At 67.5% G+C, this 16773-nt stretch carries 19 protein-coding genes; 6 read left to right on the top strand and 13 right to left on the bottom strand.

The window, feature by feature from the left end; genetic code table 11:
* Positions 1-26 precede the first annotated feature (26 nt).
* The 4 genes from ACZ0AA_RS02910 to ACZ0AA_RS02895 form a co-directional block, all read right to left on the bottom strand.
* Positions 27-521 (bottom strand): GNAT family N-acetyltransferase, encoded by a 495-nt coding sequence (locus tag ACZ0AA_RS02910; RefSeq protein WP_463512094.1) that lies wholly within the window; start codon positions 519-521, stop codon positions 27-29.
* A 73-nt stretch (positions 522-594) separates the two neighbouring features.
* Positions 595-2271 carry a ribonuclease J gene (locus ACZ0AA_RS02905; protein ID WP_400860781.1) on the bottom strand — a complete coding sequence of 559 codons (1677 nt, stop codon included), beginning with the start codon at positions 2269-2271 and terminating at the stop codon, positions 595-597.
* Between the two features lie 68 nt (positions 2272-2339).
* Entirely contained in the window at positions 2340-3317 is a 978-nt protein-coding gene (gene dapA, locus ACZ0AA_RS02900) for a 4-hydroxy-tetrahydrodipicolinate synthase (protein ID WP_400860782.1), read from the bottom strand.
* 28 nt (positions 3318-3345) lie between these two features.
* The gene (locus tag ACZ0AA_RS02895; protein ID WP_463512093.1) at positions 3346-3792 is read right to left on the bottom strand and encodes an EF-Tu/IF-2/RF-3 family GTPase; all 447 of its coding nucleotides are present in this window, start codon (positions 3790-3792) and stop codon (positions 3346-3348) included.
* Positions 3793-3828: 36 nt separating this feature from the next.
* On the opposite strand from ACZ0AA_RS02895, the gene ACZ0AA_RS02890 reads away from it, so the two are divergent.
* Complete coding sequence (locus ACZ0AA_RS02890) at positions 3829-4368, top strand: NUDIX domain-containing protein (protein WP_463512092.1); 540 nt, start codon at positions 3829-3831, stop codon at positions 4366-4368.
* A gap of 22 nt (positions 4369-4390) precedes the next feature.
* Here ACZ0AA_RS02890 and ACZ0AA_RS02885 read toward each other — a convergent pair whose 3' ends face one another.
* Genes ACZ0AA_RS02885 through ACZ0AA_RS02875 form a run of 3 tightly spaced genes read right to left on the bottom strand, consistent with a single transcriptional unit; the run spans position 4391 to position 6434 of the window.
* A complete protein-coding gene (locus ACZ0AA_RS02885) occupies positions 4391-5152 on the bottom strand; it encodes an SDR family NAD(P)-dependent oxidoreductase (protein WP_463512091.1) in 762 nt (253 codons plus the stop codon).
* Positions 5152-5628 carry a dihydrofolate reductase gene (locus ACZ0AA_RS02880; RefSeq protein ID WP_463512090.1) on the bottom strand — a complete coding sequence of 159 codons (477 nt, stop codon included), beginning with the start codon at positions 5626-5628 and terminating at the stop codon, positions 5152-5154. Before ACZ0AA_RS02880 ends, ACZ0AA_RS02885 begins: the two co-directional genes overlap by 1 nt.
* On the bottom strand, positions 5625-6434 hold the full coding sequence (locus ACZ0AA_RS02875; protein ID WP_463512089.1) for a thymidylate synthase: 810 nt from the start codon (positions 6432-6434) through the stop codon (positions 5625-5627). The genes ACZ0AA_RS02880 and ACZ0AA_RS02875 overlap by 4 nt, the downstream gene beginning before the upstream one ends.
* Before the next feature lie 95 nt (positions 6435-6529).
* Here ACZ0AA_RS02875 and ACZ0AA_RS02870 point away from each other — a divergent pair, with 95 nt between their 5' ends.
* From ACZ0AA_RS02870 to ACZ0AA_RS02860, 3 genes are all read left to right on the top strand, one after another.
* Positions 6530-6943, top strand: a complete 414-nt coding sequence (locus ACZ0AA_RS02870) for a thioredoxin family protein (protein ID WP_463512088.1) — start codon at positions 6530-6532, stop codon at positions 6941-6943.
* A 22-nt stretch (positions 6944-6965) separates the two neighbouring features.
* Positions 6966-7532 carry a DUF4395 domain-containing protein gene (locus tag ACZ0AA_RS02865; RefSeq protein ID WP_463512087.1) on the top strand — a complete coding sequence of 189 codons (567 nt, stop codon included), beginning with the start codon at positions 6966-6968 and terminating at the stop codon, positions 7530-7532.
* An 89-nt stretch (positions 7533-7621) separates the two neighbouring features.
* Positions 7622-8047: an OsmC family peroxiredoxin gene (locus ACZ0AA_RS02860; RefSeq protein ID WP_400860799.1), complete on the top strand. Its 426-nt coding sequence runs from the start codon at positions 7622-7624 to the stop codon at positions 8045-8047.
* Between the two features lie 6 nt (positions 8048-8053).
* On the opposite strand, the gene ACZ0AA_RS02855 is transcribed toward ACZ0AA_RS02860, so the two are convergent.
* The 6 genes from ACZ0AA_RS02855 to ACZ0AA_RS02830 form a co-directional block, all read right to left on the bottom strand.
* Positions 8054-8488, bottom strand: a complete 435-nt coding sequence (locus tag ACZ0AA_RS02855; RefSeq protein ID WP_400860801.1) for a hypothetical protein — start codon at positions 8486-8488, stop codon at positions 8054-8056.
* Positions 8488-9228 carry a 4-hydroxy-tetrahydrodipicolinate reductase gene (gene dapB, locus ACZ0AA_RS02850; RefSeq protein WP_463512086.1) on the bottom strand — a complete coding sequence of 247 codons (741 nt, stop codon included), beginning with the start codon at positions 9226-9228 and terminating at the stop codon, positions 8488-8490. Before dapB ends, ACZ0AA_RS02855 begins: the two co-directional genes overlap by 1 nt.
* 59 nt (positions 9229-9287) lie before the next feature.
* Positions 9288-9890 carry a histidine phosphatase family protein gene (locus ACZ0AA_RS02845; protein ID WP_140036848.1) on the bottom strand — a complete coding sequence of 201 codons (603 nt, stop codon included), beginning with the start codon at positions 9888-9890 and terminating at the stop codon, positions 9288-9290.
* Positions 9891-9970: 80 nt separating this feature from the next.
* The gene (locus ACZ0AA_RS02840; protein WP_400860804.1) at positions 9971-10999 is read right to left on the bottom strand and encodes an aldo/keto reductase; all 1029 of its coding nucleotides are present in this window, start codon (positions 10997-10999) and stop codon (positions 9971-9973) included.
* Positions 11000-11214: 215 nt separating this feature from the next.
* Positions 11215-13491, bottom strand: coding sequence for a polyribonucleotide nucleotidyltransferase (locus ACZ0AA_RS02835; protein WP_400860806.1), 2277 nt, complete (start codon positions 13489-13491; stop codon positions 11215-11217).
* Between the two features lie 363 nt (positions 13492-13854).
* Positions 13855-15780, bottom strand: coding sequence for a GDSL-type esterase/lipase family protein (locus tag ACZ0AA_RS02830; RefSeq protein ID WP_463512085.1), 1926 nt, complete (start codon positions 15778-15780; stop codon positions 13855-13857).
* Between the two features lie 154 nt (positions 15781-15934).
* Here ACZ0AA_RS02830 and ACZ0AA_RS02825 point away from each other — a divergent pair, with 154 nt between their 5' ends.
* Together ACZ0AA_RS02825 and ACZ0AA_RS02820 are read left to right on the top strand one after the other, a co-directional pair.
* On the top strand, positions 15935-16507 hold the full coding sequence (locus tag ACZ0AA_RS02825) for a DedA family protein (protein WP_400860808.1): 573 nt from the start codon (positions 15935-15937) through the stop codon (positions 16505-16507).
* A 39-nt stretch (positions 16508-16546) separates the two neighbouring features.
* A complete protein-coding gene (locus tag ACZ0AA_RS02820; RefSeq protein WP_091232420.1) occupies positions 16547-16723 on the top strand; it encodes a DUF5302 domain-containing protein in 177 nt (58 codons plus the stop codon).
* The last annotated feature ends 50 nt before the right edge of the window (positions 16724-16773 follow it).

The following is a 16773-nucleotide window of genomic DNA, read 5'->3' as shown; positions in this document are numbered from 1 at the left end:
TCATCCGCCCGCGTAGCAGCCGTGGGTCAGGACCCGCGATGCACCATCGTGTCGCGCACGCTTCCTGCGTCCGTGACCACGAATCCCTCCGATCGGTACAGCGTCCGGGCGAAGTTGTCCCGTTCCACACTGAGGCTGAGCCGAGGGTGCCCCTGCTCCCGGGCGTGAACCACGAGGCGTCGAAGCAGAGTGCGCCCGACGCCGTGAGCACGCCAGATCGGCTGCACGCCGATGATGAGCTCCGGCACGGCGGTTCCGACGAATCCGAAACCCGCGTCGTCTGGCACGAGCATGCGGTACCACGCTGCGCCGATCGGCCGCCCGTCCGCGTCTATGGCCAGGAAGCCCGCATCCGCCGGTCGCATCCATCCGGAGACGTAGCGTCGATGCTCGACCGCGGTGAGGATCTCGTGGCGTGGTCGCGCCCCGCCCGAGCGCCAATTCGCCGCCTCGACGACCATGTCGCCGAGGAAGCTCCCGTCCGCCTGTTCGGCGGGTCGGATCGAGAAGTCGTCCGGCATGAGGAGAGCGTATGCCGCTCGCGTTACAGCCGAGTGTCGGTCGACTGTGAACCCGCGAGCGGCGCGGCTGCGATCACGCCTCGATGACGAGCGGAACGATCATCGGGCGACGACGGAGCTTCTGATTGACCCAGCGCCCGATCGTGCGGCGGATCACCTGTGAGAGCGCATGGGTGTCGCGCACGCCGTTGCCGGAGGCTTCCTTCAGCGCGGCGATGATCTTCGGTGTGACGTCGTCGAAGACGGAGTCGTCTTCAGCGATGCCGCGAGCGTGGATCTCCGGCCCAGAGATGATGCGACCCGTTGCAGCATCGACCACGACGATCACGGAGACGAAGCCCTCCTCGGCCAGAATCCGGCGGTCCTTGAGATCGGCGTCGGTGATCGCGCCGACAGTCGACCCGTCGACGTAGACGAATCCGAGGTCGAGCTGGCCGACCACGCGTGCATCGCCGTCCTTCAGGTCGATGACGGTGCCGTTCGACGCGATGATCGTGCGCTCGGCGGCGACTCCCGTGTCCTGAGCCAGCTTGGCGTTGGCGATCAGATGACGGTACTCGCCGTGGACGGGAAGGACGTTCTTGGGCTTGAGGATGTTGTAGCAGTAGATCAGCTCGCCGGCCGCGGCGTGCCCCGAGACGTGCACCTTGGCGTTCGCCTTGTGCACGACGTTCGCGCCGAGCTTGGTGAGTCCGTCGATCACACGGTAGACGGCATTCTCGTTTCCGGGGATCAGGCTCGACGCGAGGATCACGGTGTCACCTTCACCGGGCTCGATCGCGTGGTCGAGGTTCGCCATCCGGCTGAGCACGGCCATCGGCTCACCCTGAGAGCCGGTCGACATGTAGACGATCTTGTCGTCGGGAAGGTCTCGCGCCTTCTTGTAGTCGATCAGCAGACCGCTCGGCACCTTCAGGTAGCCCAGGTCCTCGGCGATCGTCATGTTGCGCAGCATGCTGCGCCCGAGCAGAGCCACCCGGCGGCCGTGCGCCGCTGCGGCGTCGAGGACCTGCTGCACTCGGTGCACATGGCTCGAGAAGCTCGCGACGATGACGCGTCGCGGCGCCTTGCCGATGACCTGATCGAGCACCGGGCCGATCGAGCGCTCGGTGGGGGTGAACCCCGGCACGTCGGCGTTGGTCGAGTCGACGAGGAAGAGATCGACCCCCTCCTCACCCAGGCGGGCGAAGGCACGAAGGTCGGTGATGCGCCCGTCGAGCGGGAGCTGATCCATCTTGAAGTCGCCGGTCGCGAGCACGAGGCCGGCGGGCGTGCGGATCGCGACCGCGAGGGCGTCGGGGATCGAGTGGTTCACCGCGATGAACTCGAGGTCGAAGGGCCCGACCTTCTCGCGCTGCCCCTCTTTCACAGTGAGCGTGTATGCCTTGATGCGGTGTTCCTTGAGCTTCGCCTCTACGAGTGCGAGCGTGAGGCCGGAACCGATCACCGGGATGTCGCTCTTCAGACGCAGAAGATACGGAACCGCGCCGATGTGGTCTTCGTGCCCGTGGGTGAGGACGACGCCGACGATGTCATCGAGTCGACCCTTGATCGGCTCGAAGTCCGGCAGGATCAGATCGACCCCGGGCTGGTGCTCCTCGGGGAAGAGCACTCCGCAGTCGACGATCAGGATCTTGCCGTCGAACTCGAAGATCGTCATGTTGCGACCGATCTCGCCGAGGCCGCCGAGCGGGGTGACCCGAAGCGTCCCCTCTTCGAGTGCTGCGGGGTCTGCGATCGGGATGGACATGCTGTCTCCTCAGTCGGACGCGCGACGCGTCCGTTCGTTCGTTGTGACGCGGCTCACCGCGTTCGGTCTCAGCGGGTTGTGCCGTGCACCTTCGGCAGGGCACCGCCCGCGGCCGCGTTGCGGTCGGGGCGGAAGTTGGAGAAGTCTGCGCCGGGGACGTCCCTGACGAGATCGAGCTCGTCCTCGATGAGAGCGGCCTCCCACTCTTCGGGTCCGACGAGCGGCAGACGCACGCGCGGGCTCGAGATGCGGCCGAGCCCGTGCAGGATGTACTTCGCCGCGACGGTGCCTGGCACGTGGGTCATGACGGCGCGCACCAGCGGTTCGAGCCGCTTGTGCTCAGCGGTCGCGGTCGCGAGATCGCCTCGGTTGACGGCGTCGATGATGGTGCGGTATGGCGCCGCAGCGACGTTCGCGGTCACACCGATCAAGCCGGTCGCGCCGATCGCGAGGTGCGGCAGCACGTTGGCGTCGTCTCCGGAGAAGTACATGAGGTCGGTCTGGTTCAGCACGCGGCTCACCTCGGAGAAGTCTCCCTTGGCGTCCTTCATGGCGAGGATGTTCGGGTGCTTCGCGAGCCGGAGGATCGTCTCGTACTTGATGGGGACGCCTGTGCGACCGGGGATGTCGTAGAGGATCACCGGGAGGTCGGTGGCATCGGCCACGAGACGGAAATGGGTCAGGATGCCGGCCTGCGTCGGCTTGTTGTAATACGGCGTGACGATCATGATCCCGTCTGCGCCGGCCTTCTCGCTGGCCTTGTACAGCTCGATCGCGTGCGCGGTCTCGTTGGACCCGCCGCCTGTGATGATCTTGGCGCGGCCAGCGGAGACCGACTTCCCGACCTCGACGAGCTTGAGCTTCTCGGGGTCCGTCAGGGTCGAGGTCTCGCCGGTCGTTCCCGTCACGACGATCCCGTCAGCACCAGCGGTGATGACGTCATCGATGTGCTTCTCGACGGCGGGCCAATCGACTTCACCGTCGGCCGTCATCGGAGTGACGAGCGCGACGAGAACCTGTCCGAAGGGGTTGCCCGAGTGCGTCATGCCCCCAGCGTATCGGTTAGCGTGCCGCTCACCCAGACGGGGCGAGGCGGATGACATCTCCGCGCGCGATCGCGATCTTCTCACGGAGCACCAGACCGGACAGCTCTCCCACCGTCGCCTCGTCCACGTGCTTCCGGAACATCTCGATGCCGGTGATCCGCGTCCGGGCCTGCAGAGCTCCGTCGCGCAGCACCACGATGTCGTCATCGACCCGCAGCGTGCCCGACGTGACCTTTCCCGTCGCCACCGTTCCGCGCCCGGTGATGGTGAAGACGTCCTCGACCAGGAACGTGGTCGAACTCGAGGGCACCGACAGCGAAGCCGACCCCGGAACGCGAATGCTGACGCCCATCGCCGTCTCCTCGGCGACGCCGGAGGTCATCGCAGCGAGTCGCGCTGCTTCGGCCTCGTTGTACCGGCGCAGCAGCTCGTTGGCATCCTCAGAGTCACGCTTCCTCCCGAACAGCCATCCCATGCAGTCGATACTAGGGATCCGCATAGGCTCGACTCCATGACATGGGTCACACGCGAGTCGTCGACGGTGTACGAGAACCGGTGGATCGAGGTGCGGGAGGACAAGGTCACGGGCCCCGGGGGCGACGGAATCTACGGCGTCGTGACCATGCGGCATCCGGCTGTCTTCGTCGTCGCGCTCGATGACGAAGACCGTGTCTGCCTCGTCTCGCTCGAGCGATACACGACAGGCGTCTCAATCGAGGTGCCTGCCGGAGGAAGCGACGGTGAGGATCCGCTCACAGCCGCGCAGCGCGAGCTGCTCGAGGAGACAGGGTTCGTCGCCGAGGACTGGACGTCCCTCGGAACCATGAACGCCCTGAACGGGATCGCCCACGCGCCAGAGCATGTGTTCCTCGCCCGCGTCATGGCGCCGGCGGATGACTCGACGCACAGCCAGGCAGAGGAGGGCATCGACGCCGTCACCTGGGTTCCGTTCGCCGAGGTCCTCGACATGATCGCGGACGGCCGGATCACCGATGGAGAGACCGTGGCGGCGATCGCCTACGCCGGCATCCGCCTGGGCAGATTCCGCTGACGCAGGCGCACCTGCGCTCTCGTCAGACGCGGCCGCGCCGTGCGACGCCGGACGTCAGCGAACTCGGCAGGATGGAAGCCACGGCCACGATGGCCTTGTAGCGCAGGGACGGGATCGAGACGGCACGACCGCGAGCAGCGTCCCGCAGAGCCTCTCGGACCACGTTGCGCGCATCGAGCCACATGAATCCGGGAACACCCTCGTGCCCCGGTTCGAGCCCCATCCGCTCGTGGAAGGACGTGTGCGTGAACCCGGGGCACACTGCAGTCACCGTGACACGGTCCCGCGAGTACTCCGCATTCGCCCATCGGCTGAACCCGATCAGCCACCCCTTGCACGCCGAATACGTCGAGCGCGAGATGAAGCCGGCCACCGAGGCGACATTGATGATCCTGCCGCCGCGTCCGCGCATCGATCGGAGCGCAACATGCATGAGACGCATCGACGCCTCGACGTGGACGCGCAGGTGGCGTACCTCGTCTTCGATGTCGTTGTCTGCGAACCGGAGCGGCAGACCGAATCCTGCGTTGTTGATGAGCAGATCCACAGGATCCGCGGTGTCGCGCAGACGCGCAGCCACGCGTTCGACTCCCTCGGACTCGGAGAGATCCGCAGGAATGACTTCGACCGCGACCCCGTACTCACCTCGAAGCTCGGCCGCCACGGCGTCGAGGGACTGCGCGGATCGCGCGACGAGGATCAGGTCGGTTCGTCGCCGGGCGAGCTGGCGCGCGAACTCGGCACCGAGTCCGGCGCTTGCACCGGTGATCAATGCGGTGGGCATCAGCGCTCGTAACCGAGGAAGCGGTAGCGGACTCCGGAGCGTGACGTCTGCCACTCCCCCTCGTCGACGAGGCGCCACCCCGCCTTGGAAGGCGCGTAGGCGTCGCCGGCGACGTCGATGTCGAGCTCTGTGACCTCGAGGCGGTCCGCGTCCGTTATCACGAGGCGGAAGATCTCGGCTCCCCCGATGATCCAGACCCTGTCGTGGCCGCGTACGGCATCCGTCACGGCCGCCGCGCGACGAGCCCCGTCCGCGGTCCAGTCCTGCTGACGGGTTATCACGATGTTCTCGCGCCCGGGGAGCGGACGAAAACGCTCAGGAAGCGAATCCCACGTCTTACGTCCCATGATCACCGGAGCACCGAGGGTGACCTCTTTGAAATGCGCCAGGTCTTCGGGGACGTTCCAGGGCATGCCGCCCTCTGCGCCGATGACGCCGCCATGCGCCTCCGCCCAGATGAGCCCCACCCAGGTCATACCGCGACCGCCGCCCGGATCGGAGCGTGGTGCTGATAGTCCTCGACGATGAAGTCCTCGTAGCCGTAATCGAGGATCGATTCGGGCTTCTGAGCGAACCGCAGCGTGGGGTACGGGAATGGGTCGCGAGTGAGCTGTTCCTTCACCTGCTCCAGGTGGTTGTCATAGATGTGGCAGTCACCACCCGTCCAGACGAAGTCGCCGGGCTCGAGTCCGACCTGCTGCGCGACCATCAGCGTGAGCAGGGCGTAGGACGCGATGTTGAAAGGGACCCCGAGGAAGAGATCGGCGCTGCGCTGATAGAGCTGGCAGGAGAGCTTGCCGTCTGCGACGTAGAACTGGAAGAGGGCGTGGCAGGGCGCGAGCGCCATGTCGGGGATGTCCGCCGGGTTCCAGGCAGACACGATGAGGCGACGGGAGTCGGGTGTCTGACGGATCTGCTCGATCACCTGCGCGAGCTGATCGATGCTCTCGCCCTCGGGTTTCGGCCAGCTTCGCCATTGCACTCCGTAGACGGGGCCGAGATCTCCGGATGCGTCGGCCCACTCGTCCCAGATGGTGACGCCGTGGTCTTGCAACCACTTCACGTTCGAATCTCCCCTGAGGAACCACAGGAGTTCGTAGGCGATCGACTTGAAGTGCACGCGCTTCGTCGTGATCAGCGGGAACCCCTTCGAGAGGTCGAAGCGGATCTGCCTGCCGAAGACGCTGGTGGTCCCGGTGCCGGTTCGATCCGACTTGTGGGTGCCCGACTCCAGGACGTCTCGGAGAAGGTCTTCATACGGCGTCGGGACGGCTGCGCTCATGTGTGCCAGACTACCCGCCCCGAGGGCGGAGGAGTCGGATCGTCACGATGCGACACATCGGCCTCGACGCTTTCGGATCACCGTATTCTCGACCCATGTCGCCCGCGCTCGCCCTCGCTATCGCCGCAGCGTTGCTGGTGTTCGCCGTCGCCATCGGAATCGTGCTGCGTCTCCTGGACGGAAGACGTCGCCGGGGCGGCCACTTGAGATTCGACCCGGTCGACGCCGGCGACCTGGAGCTGGGCGACCGCGCGACCTTCGTGCAGTTCAGCACCGAGATGTGCACTCGCTGTCCTAAGGTGCGGCGGATGCTGAGGGGCTACGCCGCCGAGTCGGCCGGCCTGCACCACGTGGAGGTCGACCTGACTCATCGGCCGGACCTGTCAGCCCGCTACCGAGTGCTGCAGACGCCGACGACCTTCATCGTCGACGGCTCCGGCGCAGTCCGCGCCCGATTCCACGGCGTGCCCCATCGTCACGCACTGGACGAAGCACTGGCCGCCGTATGAGACGGAAAAGGATGGAACACAGATGACCGCACCCGCAGGCATCGACCCCAGGGGGCCGCGATTCGCAGCGACGATCACGGCGGTGCTGCTGCTCGTCGCGACGTTCCTCGGGCTGGTCGGCATCTCGACCGCCAGGACGTTCGGCTGGTTCGCCTACCAGCCGCTGGCCTCGGCCGGCCTGGGTTCAGATACATGGGCTGTCAGCTCCGCGACGCTCGCGCAGCGGGCGCTGGACCCGGGGTTCCTCCTCACCGTGGTGATCGCGCTCCTGTTCCTGTGGAGTGTGCTGTCGCCGAGGACCGCGCCCTGGGGGCTGCTGTTCCGCCGGTTCCTGCGCCCGAGACTGGCACCTCCGAGCGAGCTCGAGGACCCGCGTCCTCCTCGCTTCGCTCAGGGCGTCGGTCTCTTCGTCGTGACGATCGGGCTCGTGCTTCACCTTGCCGGGGTGCCCTGGGCGCTGCCCGTCGCGACGGCAGCGGCGTTCATCGCGGCCTTCCTCAACGCCGCGTTCTCGTTCTGCCTCGGGTGCCAGATTTATCTGCTGCTGCAGCGGGCAGGTGTTGTCGGCCGCGCCGCACGCGCAGCCTGAGGCCGCTGTTCCGCCCGGCGCACCCGGTCGATAGGCTGGCCGGACACGCGATCCGCATACCGAGCAACGCGCGATACAACGGAGGAATCATGCCCGTCACCAGCGAAGCCACCACCACCTGGACCGGATCTCTCGCAGAGGGCTCGGGCACCGTCGCGTTCTCCTCGTCGAAGCTCGGCACCTTCCCGATCAACTGGAAGGCTCGCAGCGAGGGAAGCGACACGACGACCACGCCCGAGGAACTGATCGCCGCGGCTCACGCGTCGTGCTTCAGCATGGCCCTGTCGCACGCGCTCTCGGAGAACGGCACTCCGCCGGAGCGCGTCAACACGAGCGCATCGGTCACTTTCAAGCCCGGCGTCGGAATCAGCGGAAGCCACCTCAACGTCAACGCCGTCGTTCCCGGTCTCTCCCCCGACGACTTCCAGAGGATCGCCGCCGAGGCGAAGGTCGGCTGCCCGGTCTCCCAGGCTCTGGCCGGCATCGAGATCACGCTCGAGGCGACGCTCGCCTGAGTCCGGTCAGCCGCGAGCCACTCGAATCGCCTCACGGATGCTGGCGCGGGCGTCCTTCCGACGCCCCGCCGCATCCTGAACGACGCCCAGGCGGTACCGCGCACGCCAATCCGTCGGGTCGGCGTCGGAGATCTCCGCGTATCTCGCGATCAGCGGGTCGGCGTCGGCTCGGGCGATACGCCCGCTGGGCGTGAGCTCGGACTCCGCTTCGGGCATACCGCCCTCCGCGTCGAGCGCACGTCCCAGGCGATCGGCCGCGAATCCGAACTGCATCTCGCGGACGAGTGCCCACGCGCCGATCGGAGCGAGGACGATCAGGGCGACGCCCATGCCGATCGACACCGGCGTCCCGACGGCGAAGAACATCACGGCCAACCAGACGGCGACCGCGAGATAGACCAGCAGCGCCGCGGCCATGAGGCCGACGCCGATACGCGACATCACGAGCGGATGCCGATGTCGATCATGCTCTCCAGGCCGACGAAGACTCCATTCGCCTGGGCCGCGAACGGGACAGCCAGACGGATTCCCGGCGCGTAGGCGAGCGCAGGCTCGACCGTGTCGTGAGTGAACGTCAGTGATTCGCCCGGTCCCGAGAGGATGATCTCCTGCTTCGCGATGACGCCAGGACGCCGGAGCGAGTGGATCGGCACGCTGCCCACCTGCTGCCCTCTCGCACGCTGGTCGGCATGCGGAGCACTGACGGGGCCCTGCTCGGCTCGTGCGGCGGCGATGAGCTCGGCAGTGCGCACCGCGGTGCCACTCGGAGAGTCGACCTTCGCCTCGTGGTGCGCCTCGACGATCTCAGCCGATCCGAAGAAGGGCGCAGCTGCGGAGGCCAGCGCGGAGCCGAGTACGGATCCCAGCGAGAAGTTCGGAATGAAGACCGCCCCCGTACCCGCGTTCTCGACCAGAGGACGCACCAGAGCGATGCGTTCCGTGGACCATCCGGAGGTCGCGACCAGGATGTTGATCTGACGTTCCACCGCAGCGCGCACGACGTCGACGCTCACCTGGGGCGTGGTGGCATCGATCACGAGATCCGCACCGTCGAGCTCCGCGAGATCACTTCGAGAGGTGAGCACGCGACTCACCTCGAAGCCCTCGAGCCCATCGATCACCGCACCGATGATCGATCCGAGCTTCCCGGTTCCGCCGACGAGTGCTACCTGCGTGGTCATGCGCTCAGTCTATTTCTCCACGGCACGCGGCCCGCCGCGGCGGGCCGGGGTATCGGGAATCAGACCGGCATCGCGTCGGGAATGCCCGTCCGCAGCTCGACAGGAAGATGCCCGGTGTCGTTGTGAGTGAGCAGCGTCCACGGACGCCCCTGCTTCTGCGCGATCACGGTCAGCCCGCAGTGCGCCTGATTCAAGGTCATCCATCGCCATTCCGGGGCGCCGAGGACCTCTCGCACGAACCAGGAGATCACGAAGTTGTGAGTGATGAGCACCTCGTGCACGTCGCCCGGCTTGCGCACCAGGAACTCGTTGACCGCGTCGAACATCTGGGCGCGGCCGGCGTCGAGCTCGGCCTCGGTGACCGATCCGAAGAACGGCTCGTAGGCGGCCGGGGTCTCGTCGGTCATCCCCGTGGGCACGCAGTCGAAGAGCAGCGCGGTGGGCTCAGGGTCTACCGACGGGAGCCGCTGAGCGATCGCCCGAGCCGTCTCGTTCGCCCGCAGGAGGGGTGAGTGCCAGACGGCATCGAGCGGGAGTCCTGAGAGCCTGTCGGCGATGAGCTCGGCCTGACGCTGGCCGCGTGGCGACAGGGGTCCGTCAGCGAGACCGTGTTCGGCGTCCTGATGTTCACCGTGTCTGACCAGATATATGTAATGCGTCACAAACTCGCTCGCTTCATCGACAGCGTCCGCCGGGATCCACTCCACCCTATGTCAGGTCTGTGACAGAGGCGTTACGACGCTCAGTTGCCGGCGCGTGTGAGTTCGGCGACCTGAGCGCGCGAGAGAGTGACGCCCGCGCCCTGCATCAGCTCGTCGACATGGTCGGTCGCGAACGTGTTCACGATCGGTGCCGCGATGGTGCGCTGCGCGAGCAGCCAGGCGATGGACACGGCAGCCACCGGCACCTCGAGCTCGGTCGCCACCTGGTCGAGGGCCCGCAGGATCTTCGTGCCGCGACGGTTGAGGTGGCCGCGCAGCTGTTCTCCGCGCACACCGCGCGAGGTCAGAGCCTTGCTGCGGTGCCTTCCGGAGAGGAAGCCGTGCTCGAGAGCGTGCGACGGCGTCACGGCGAGGTTCTGAGCGCCCGCGACGAGACGGAGATCGCCCTCGAAGGGCTGACGACGGACGAGGTTGTACGGCGAATCGATCACCTCGATGCGCGGGTAGCCCGCGGAGGCGAGGATTCGAGCCTCGACGAGCCGCTCCGGCGCGAAGCCGAATGCCCCGAGCGCGCCGATCTTCCCGGCATCGACCATCCACTCGACGGTCGCGAGCGTGTCTTCGAGGTTCGTCGTGCGATCGAGAGTCGCGTCGAGATACAGCACGTCGATGCGGTCGACGCCGAGACGTACGAGCGAGCCCTCGACCGCGCGGACGAGGTTCACCGAGCCGAGGCCCGGGTTGTCGGCGTGGGCTCCGATCCGCACGCTCAACAGGGCACGATCGCGCCGCCCCCTGGACTGCAGCCACTGACCGATGATGTGCTCGCTGCGGCCGCCGGAGAATCCGTCAGCGGTGTGGATCGCGTTGCCGCCGAACTCCACGTAGCGGTCGAGGATCCCGTGGCTCGTCTCGAGATCGACGTTCCAGCCGAACTCGGCCGCGCCGAGCATCAGCGGAAAAGTATCGAGACCGGTCTCGCCGAGAGGTACGCGGATGCTCTCTCCTATGCCGGGGCCGACGATGGGTATGGGCGCGGACGGGTGCTCTGCCGTGCCCTGCTGCGCACGCTCAGCCGACGCTCCTGCGCCTACGCTGAACAACCGCATATCCTCACCCCCGTCGATCGGTGCGTACCGACCTGCGTCACTGCCTCGATTGCACCCCCCGGTGCGTACTTCGAGAGTAAGCGAGATCCGCGAACGCGCCGACCAATCCGGGGAACGGCGCGAGAACTTCCGATAACGGTTTGGTCACATCGGATACGACGAAGCCCGAGCCGTCCGTGAAGGACGACCCGGGCTCCGTGTGGAGACGGCGTCGATTACTCGGCGGCGGCCTCTTCAGCAGAAGCTGCGTCAGCTGCGGGAGCGTCGTCGAGCACGGGCTCGAGCGACAGCTTGCCGCGGTCATCGATCTTCGTGATCTTCACGAGGATCTTCTGACCGACCGACAGCACGTCGTCGACGTTCTCGACACGCTTGCCACCGGCGAGCTTGCGCACCTCGGTGACGTGCAGCAGGCCGTCCTTGCCAGGAAGCAGCGAGACGAACGCACCGAACGTCGCGATCTTGACGACGGTTCCGAGGAACTGCTCGCCCACCTCGGGGTTGGTCGGGTTGGCGATCGCGTTGACCTGGGCACGAGCGGCCTCGGCCGACGGGCCATCGGTCGCGCCGATGTAGACGGTGCCGTCCTCCTCGATGGAGATCTGAGCACCGGTCTCGTCCTGGATGGCGTTGATCGTCTTGCCCTTCGGGCCGATCAGCTCGCCGATCTTGTCGACCGGGATCTGCACGCTGATGACGCGAGGCGCGGTCGGCGCCATCTCGTCGGGCGCGTCGATCGCGGCGTTCAGGACGTTGAGGATCGTCAGACGAGCGTCGCGGGCCTGCGTGAGCGCACCGGCGAGGACCGAGGTCGGGATGCCGTCGAGCTTCGTGTCGAGCTGGATGGCGGTGATGAACTCACCGGTACCCGCGACCTTGAAGTCCATGTCGCCCAGAGCGTCTTCCGCGCCGAGGATGTCGGTCAGCGCCGCATAGCGGGTCTCACCGTCGACCTCATCGGAGACGAGACCCATGGCGATGCCGGCGACGGCTGCGCGCAGCGGCACACCCGCGTTCAGCAGCGACAGGGTCGACGCGCAGACAGAACCCATCGACGTTGAGCCGTTGGAGCTCAGCGCCTCGGACACCTGACGGATCGCGTAGGGGAACTCCTCGCGGCTCGGCAGCACCGGCACGAGGGCGCGCTCGGCGAGGAAGCCGTGCCCGATCTCGCGACGCTTCGGCGAACCGACGCGGCCGGTCTCACCGGTCGAGTACGGCGGGAAGTTGTAGTGGTGCATGTAGCGCTTGCTCGTGACGGGAGACAGCGAGTCGATCTGCTGCTCCATCTTGAGCATGTTCAGTGTGGTGACACCCAGGATCTGGGTCTCCCCGCGCTGGAAGATCGCAGAGCCATGCACGCGCGGGATGACCTGCACCTCAGCGTCGAGCGGACGGATGTCCGCGAGTCCACGACCGTCGATGCGAGCGCCCTCGGTGAGGATGCGACCACGGACGATCTTCTTAGTGACGGACTTGTACGCCGCGGAGAACTCGAGCGGAGCGGCGGCCGGGAGGTTGCCCGCCTCGGTCGCCTCGATGAGCTCGGCCCTGACGCGATCCTTGATCGCGTCGTCGGACGTCTGACGCTCGACCTTGTCGGCGATCTGGTAGACGCCGACGAGGTCGTCGTACGAGCGGCCGGCGACGAAATCGTAGACCTCCTGGCTGTACGCCGGGAAGACCGGGTAGACGCCCGGCTCCTTCGACGAGGTGGCTGCCAGCTCTGCCTGAGCCTTGACCAGCTGCGCGATGAACGGCTTCGAGGCCTCGAGTCCCTGCGCGACGATGGTCTCGTCGGGCTTCGTGGCTCCGGCCTTGATCAGGTTCCAGCTGCCCTCGGTCGCCTCAGCCTCGACCATCATGATCGCGACGTCTTCGGTGCCGTCGGCCTTGGTGACGACACGACCGGCGACGATCAGGTCGAACACGGCCTCGCTGACCTGCTCGGCGGTCGGGAACGCGACCCACTGGTCGGCGTGCTCGCCGTGGCCGGGGACGAACGCGAGGCGCACACCGGCGACCGGACCCGAGAAGGGCAGGCCGGAGATCTGCGTCGACGCGGAAGCGGCGTTGATGGCCAGAGCGTCGTAGAACTCGCCAGGAGCGATCGACATCACGGTGATGACGACCTGGACCTCGTTGCGCAGACCGTCGACGAACGACGGACGCAGCGGACGGTCGATCAGACGGCAGACGAGGATCGCCTCGGTCGAGGGGCGGCCCTCACGACGGAAGAACGAGCCGGGGATCTTGCCTGCGGCGTACGAGCGCTCTTCGACATCGACCGTCAGCGGGAAGAAGTCGAAGCCCTCGCGAGGGTGCTTGCCGGCGCTGGTGGCCGAGAGGAGCATGGTCTCGCCGTCGAGGTACGCGGCGACTGCGCCCTGAGCCTGCTGCGCGAGGCGGCCGGTCTCGAAGCGGATGGTGCGGGTGCCGAAGCGGCCGTTGTCGAGAACGGCCTCGGTGGCGGTGATTTCAGGACCTTCCAAGAGGTCTCTCCTTCTTTGTTTAGACTCGCGAGTCCGTATGACGCGCGAGCGCATTCATGAAGGAGCGGATGCTGACGGATATGGGCGCGCGGGCATTCCCGCGAATCTCACCTGCGCTGGCCACCAGTAGAAAGCCACCCGACGTCGTGCCGAGGAACCCACCACAGGGGACCAGCTCTCCGCCGATCGCTCCATGAGTCGATATGAAATTGTCCGGTCGGCACACGCCGACCTCGTCCAGCCTATCAGCGCGGCATCGAAACTCCTCGGCATCGCAGCTCCGGTTCATCGGACCAGCCTGCGGCGGCGCGCTCCCCGAGGGTTCTGACGACCGCACGCACGCACGCGGCGAGACTCCAGAAGTCAGCTGACGGCGACATTGCGCGGGGCGCTCGATCGCCCCAGGTAGACGTACCCGTCGTGCTTCGCGACGCGTCCGTCTCCCGCAGCGCGTCCGTGCAGCCGTCGCCATACCCACGGCAGCGCGTGTCGGCGCCACCAGAGCCCCGGCCCGATGGGCTCGTTCTCATGCAGAGCCGCGTCGAGGACTCCGAGGGCGTCAGCGTGCGGCACGGCGAGCACCTCCCCCGCCCGGTACGCGAGGAATCTGTGGCCACGACTGCTGAGGTGCACGAGGTCCTCGCCCCAGTTGGGGCGATCGGGAAGCGACGGGTGCAGGTCCGTGTCGATCAGGATGGCGCCGGTGCGTGCCGCGATGCCCGTGAGGGCCGTGGCGAACGCCGCGAACCGCCGCGTGAACAGCGCGGCCGCGCGCCGACGAGGAAGGAAGGGCGTGACGAGGAGGACATCCGCTCCGATGCTCCGGAGCTGCATGACCGCGCCCTCGAGCTCCGCGGCGAGCGCCGGGACGTCGGCGTTCGGTTTCACGAGGTCATTGGCGCCGATGAGGATCGACACGAGATCCGGTTCGAGTTCGAGAGCACGAGGAAGCTGCGTGACGCACAGATCGCGCACCCGCTTCGACCTGATGGCCAGGTTCGCATAGTGGAGCCCACCCCGCGCGGCGAGCAGGAGCGCGAGTCGGTCGGCCCATCCGCGAAGGGCACCGTCCGGTGCCGGGTCACACAGCCCCTCGGTGAGGGAGTCCCCCAATGCAACGTAACGCTGCCAACGGCGGGAGTCGACCGGGATGCTGGGCTCGGGACGCGACAGGCGGCGCGCGCGCAGCCCGGCATCCACTGCCCGGAGCTCGCGTGCCTCGTCGAAGTGCCCCAGCAGCTGATCGCAGATGCTCGCCCAGCTGCGCCCCTGCACCGCTTCGCGTCCCGCGGCGCCGAAGGCCCGGCGTTTGCGCGCGTCCCCGGTGAGGTCGGCGACGCGCATCCGCAGATCGTCGAGATCCCCCGGCCGATAGAGCCAGCCGTCGATCCCCATGCGCACGAGGCCGAGGGGGCCGCCGCGACCCGTGGCGATGACGGGCACCCCGCTGGCGTGGGCCTCCTGCAGGGTCTGGCCGAAGGTCTCGCTCTCCCCTGGGTGCACGAACACGTCGAACGATGCCATCGCCGCCGCGAGCACGTCGCCTTCGAGGTGCCCGAGGAACAGAGCGCCGGGCATCAGGGCTTCGAGCCGGGACCTGCTCGGTCCGTCGCCCACGATCACGAGGCGCGTCCCCGGGATCGTCTGCAGGATCGCCAGATCCTCGACCTGCTTCTCCGGGGCCAGCCGCCCCACATAGCCGATCACGACCTCGGGCCCCCACTCCGCACGCAGCGACGCGCTGCGGCGGCCCGACTGGAATCTCTCGGAATCGACCCCTCTGCCCCACAGGCGGACGCGATCGACGCCCAGCGCGGCGAGCTGGTGCGCCGAGTCAGGCGATGGAGCGAGCGTCAGGGTCGCACGGCGGTGAAGCCGGGCGATGTGCGCGTGCGCGACACCCGTCGCCACGGGGATGCGGTACCTCTGCGTGTATGCCGCGACATCGGTCTGGTACGCGGCGACCGAGGCCACGCCGAGCTGCTCCGCGGCGAGCGCGCCTCGCCATCCGAGAGCGAAGGGCGAGGCCAGGTGCACGACATCCGGAGCGAAGCGGCGCAGCGATGCCGCGACCTGGCGTGCCGGAGAGGTCCCCACCCGTACATTGCGATAGCCCGGGAGCGGGAGGCTGGGCATGGGTTCGACGGCCGCTCCGTGGAGCTCGGCGGGCATGCCGACCGCGTCGGGGGCGACCACGTGCGCGTCGTGGCCTGCGCGTTCGAGGTGGCTGAGGATCTGAAGTACTGACCCGGTGACACCGTTCATGTGCGGAAGGAAGGACTCTGTCACGATCGCGACTCTCACATCCTCAGAATGCTGCCACCGGCGCACGCGGCATGCAGGAAACGACCCCTGGCACCAGAAGTTCACCGGATGCTGGAGCGCTGGTCACCGGCTATCCGGACGTTGGTTCCCGTTCACCTGCGCCGAGCACTGTGGAGGTGTGCCGACCGACCTGCTCAGCGGCCCCTGGGCCCTCGTGATCATGAGCCTCCTCGTCCTCGGCGACGCATTCTTCGTGGTCATCCCGGGGGAGATCGCGGTGACCGCGCTCGGTGCCGTCGCCTCGACCACCGGCACTCCCCCGCTCTGGGCGGTGATCGTGTGCGCTGCAGTGGCGGCCGCCGCCGGCGACACAGCGTGTTACCTGATCGGCCGCACCGTCGGCACCGAACGCTGGAGATGGATGCGCGCGCCACGTGTGCGCCAGGCCCTCGCCTGGGCGCGACGTCGCCTCGACGGCGGGACCGCCACAGTGCTCTTCACCGCACGCTTCGTGCCGTTCGCCCGTCTGGCGATCAATCTCGTCGCCGGCGCCTCGCGCATCCACCCCGGCCGATATCTGCTGCTCGTCTCAGTGGCGGCCCTCGGGTGGGCCGTCTACCAGGCGTCCGTCGGTGCCGTCGTCGGCGCGCTGGTGCCAGGTGGCCCTGTGGTCGCGGTCGCGGTATCCGTGGCCATCGCGGTCGGTCTCGGCGCTGTGATCGACGTCGTGTCGCGCCGGGCCCGGAAGTGATCCACCCACCGGTCAGGAGCGTGCCCTAGGCTGGCGAGCATGAGCACCGAAGAAGGCGCCTCCTCCAGCGAGGAGATGAAGCGCAAGTTCAAGGAAGCGCTCGAGAAGAAGAACGCGCACCACCGGCAGGGCGAAGCCCACCTGGATGGCGACTCCGCCGTCCACGGCGCGCCCGCCCCGCAGACGCGGCGCGAGTTCCGACGCAAGAGCGGTTGACCACACGGATGCGGGAGCCGACCGTCGTCGGCTCCCGCATCCCTCTTCTC

The sequence above is a fragment of the Microbacterium sp. AC035 genome, from assembly GCF_979258485.1.
This window is presented reverse-complemented; position numbering and strand designations above follow the sequence as displayed.